This window comes from Candidatus Avelusimicrobium faecicola, assembly GCA_900540405.1.
In the GTDB taxonomy this organism is placed as follows: Bacteria; Elusimicrobiota; Elusimicrobia; order Elusimicrobiales; family Elusimicrobiaceae; genus Avelusimicrobium; species Avelusimicrobium faecicola.
Genome location: UQFW01000079.1, coordinates 1 through 3,555, shown reverse-complemented (window position 1 = coordinate 3,555; position 3,555 = coordinate 1). Strand labels below are relative to the sequence as shown.

The window sequence follows — 3,555 nt, the reverse complement described above, 5'->3', positions numbered from 1 at the left end:
GGGGTGTAGTATGGGCATATTGCGCCACATGCTTGTTTTACGCAGGGCACGCCGGGGCTCAGCCGGGCGGCCCTGCGGGGTTTAGTTTTCTGCCGGGTTTTGGCCCTTTGCGGGTATAGCGGCAAAAAAGGACTCCCTTGTACCGGGAGCCCTTTTTTATTTATTAAGATATTTTGCGCTTACATCGGGTTTTGTTTGGGGGCGCGGATACGCCGGATGTTGCGTTTGTGTTCGTCAAACGTGGGGCTGAAAACGTGGCGGCTGGTGTTATCGGCCACAAAATACAAATTATTAAAATTGGGCGTGGGTTGCAAAACCCCTAAAACGGATTCATAACTGGGGTTGCAAATAGGCCCCGGCGGTAACCCCGCGTTGCGGTAAGTGTTGTAGGGGGAGTTTACTTTTAAGTCCTTATAAGTGAGCCCTTTTTTCCAATAGCGGTTTTCCCGCGTGTTGAACCCCAGCGCATATTGCACGGTGGGGTCCGCTTCCAAGCGTTTGCCTATTTTGTAGCGGTTTAAGTACACCGCCGCAATTTTGGGGCGTTCGTCGTGGTGGATGGCCTCGCGCTCCACAATAGAGGCTATGGTTAATACTTGGTTTTCCGTCAGTTTGGTGGGGTATTTGGCAAACAGCGGCTTAATGCGTTTGGCATATTCCGCCGTCATTTCTGCCACTACTTTTTGGGCGGGGGTTTTTTCGGAAAATAAATAAGTGGAGGGGAACAATTTGCCTTCTAAATTGCGCTCCCGCACGATAGACAAAAACTCTTTGGCGTCCGTAATGTTTTTTTCGGCCAGCATTTCGGCAATTTCTTCACTTCTCCAGCCTTCCAGTACGGTCAGTTTTTCATAGTGAATACACTGCCCGCTTTTAATGCAGTTGATGACCTCAAAACTGGGGGTGTTTTTGCGTAAGTCAAACTTGCCGGCTTTCAAATCCCGCGCGGAAGAAGTTAAGCGCAGTAAAATTTTGAACGCCAACGGACTTTTGATAATGCCTTTTGCTTTTAATTCCTGCGCCACGGACGCGCCGCTCTGCCCCGGGTGAATGGTAAAAGTAGTCAGCTCCCCTTTATCCCAGGTGAACATTTTTATCAGCCACGCCGCGCTAAGCAAAAATACCAAGCAAAAGGCAAAAAATATCAAAAGCCGTTTCATATTATTTTATAAGTTTTAAGAAGGTGCGCCGCCCCACCTGCAGTACGGCGCCGGAATCAAACGTCAAAACGCCGTCTTGCGTGAGTTTCTGGCCGTTTAAGCGTACGGCACCCTGGTCTATTAAGGCGCGCGCTTTGTTCTTGCTTTGCGCGGCCCCGGCCGCTACCAACGCGGCGGAAAGTAATTGCCCGGCTTCGGGCTTAAATTCGGGCATATCGTCCGGGTTTTGCTTTTTGGAAAAAACCTGTTCAAAGTTGGCCCGGGCGGCCATGGCGGCTTCTTTACCGTGGAAGCGCTCCGTCAGCAGGCCCGCCAAATGCTTTTTGGCTTCCATGGGGTGCATGGCCTTAACGGCGGTTAAATCTTCGGAGGTTAAAAGCTCGTAATAAGCAATCATCAGTTCGTCGGAAATAGACATCAGTTTGCCGAACATATCGTTGGGCGCGTCGTTTAAGCCCACATAATTGCCGTAGGATTTGGACATCTTTTTAATGCCGTCCAACCCTACTAATAGCGGTACGGTAATGGCTACTTGCGGCTCCTGGCCGTTGTTCTTTTGCAACTGGCGGCCGACTAACAAGTTAAAAATCTGGTCCGTGCCGCCCAGTTCCACATCCGCTTTTAAGGCGACGGAATCCTGCCCCTGGAATAAGCTGTATAACACTTCCAACAGGCTAATCGGGTTGCCTGCCGCCATACGCTTTTTGAAGTCGTCGCGTTCCAACACTTGGGCCACCGTCACTTTTTGGAGCGTGAGCATTAAATCTTTGCCGGATACAAACATATCTAACCATTCGCTGTTAAAGCGGATTTCGGTTTTGGACGGGTCTAATACTTTGAAGGCTTGTTCCGTATAGGTTTTGGCGTTTTCCAAGATTTTTTCGCGCGGCAAAACCGGGCGGGTGGAGTCACGGCCGGACGGGTCACCCACGGCGGCGGTAAAATCCCCAATCACCAGCACGGCTTTGTGCCCTAAATCTTGGAAGCGGCGTAATAAAGAAAGGGCCACACTATGCCCCAAGTGCAAATCCGCACTGGTAGGGTCACAACCCAATTTAACTTTTAAGGTTTTGCCGCTTTCCAACTTTTTGGCTAAATCGGCTTTGGATACTACGTCCACACAGCCGCGCGTTAAAAAATCTATTTGTTCATCAATGGTCATTTTATAATTCTCCAAATGGGTACTTATCCCATATTTTAGCATAATGGGAATAGGCTACGCACTAGGCGCAGGCGGTTTTTAATAAAAATCGTACGGGTCGGCCGAGAGTTTAAGCGGTTGCTTTTTGTTTTGGGTGGAGAGGCTATCCAACACTTCCACGGCGGGGAAGTATTGTTCGTCCGTCAGTTTGAACAGTAAATATTCTTTTTTAAGAGTGTCCGTTTTTTTCCCGCACGGCACCGGGCCGAGTATTTCCTGCGCGCGTTGCTTAAAAATGCTTTTTAAGTGTGCGGCTTGCGCGCAAAGCGCTTTGGGGTCTTTGTTTTTTAAGGTGGCGCGCACCAAACGGATAAAAGGGGGATAATTAAACGCTTCCCGCAGGGCCAATTCCTGTTCGGCCGCTTGGGCAAAATCTCCGCTTTGCAAAAATTCAAAGGGGTAAATATCCGTACCGGAGGCTTGCACAATCAGCCGTCCGTTAGGCACGCACGCGGCGCGGGAACGCAAATAAAATAACATTTGGCCCAATTTTTCCGAGGCGCGGAAGTCCGGGCTGTCTAACTCCAAATCCGCGTCCAACACGCCAAAGAGCGTGACGGCGTTGGCCTCCACCGCGCTGACGGCCAGGCGCGTGCCGATAACTATATCCACCTGCCCTGTTTTAAGGGCGCCGGAAGCCAAATGCCCTTGGCCGGATTTGGTTTTTAAGGTGTCGGAATCCAGCCGCAGTAAGCGCGCGGACGGGAACAGTTTTTGAACTTCGCTCACTATTTTTTGCGTTCCGCCGCCGCGGGATTTGAAAATCTGGTTTTGGCACTTGGGGCAAATTTGGTGTAAATCTTCCTTAGCGCCGCATTTTTTGCAGAGCAGAAAGTCGCCGCCTTCCGGCGTGTTTTCGCGCGAAAGCAAACTGCCGCACTGTTTGCACCGGGCGTACGCCCCGCAGTTTAAGCAGTAATATGCGTTGGAATAGCCCCGGCGGTTCAGCACCAGTAAAACAGGCTCCTTGCGGGTGAGGTTTTGCTTGATTTCCTCTAACAAAAAGTCGGATAAATACTTGGATTTAGCCCCTTTTTTGGGGGTGATTTTTACTTGCGGCGCAAAGTTGAACGCGGGGAGTTTTTGCGTGAATTTTATTTCTTGAACGGCTTGCTCTTTAACCAGTTTCAGCATTTCCAAACTGGGCGTGCCGGACACAAAAAGCACGGTGGCGGCGTGGGTTTTCCCGCGGAG

General features: G+C 50.4%; 3 protein-coding genes. All 3 read right to left on the bottom strand.

What is annotated here, in order from left to right:
• Positions 1-179: 179 nt before the first annotated feature.
• Entirely contained in the window at positions 180-1,160 is a 981-nt protein-coding gene (mltG, locus tag ACQY18_RS06460) for an endolytic transglycosylase MltG (RefSeq protein ID WP_428039277.1), read from the bottom strand.
• Between the two features lies 1 nt (position 1,161).
• Entirely contained in the window at positions 1,162-2,322 is a 1,161-nt protein-coding gene (gene tyrS, locus ACQY18_RS06455; protein WP_428039276.1) for a tyrosine--tRNA ligase, read from the bottom strand.
• A gap of 78 nt (positions 2,323-2,400) precedes the next feature.
• Positions 2,401-3,555, bottom strand: a 1,155-nt coding sequence (locus ACQY18_RS06450) for a hypothetical protein (protein WP_428039275.1), incomplete at its 5' end; no start/stop codon positions are given.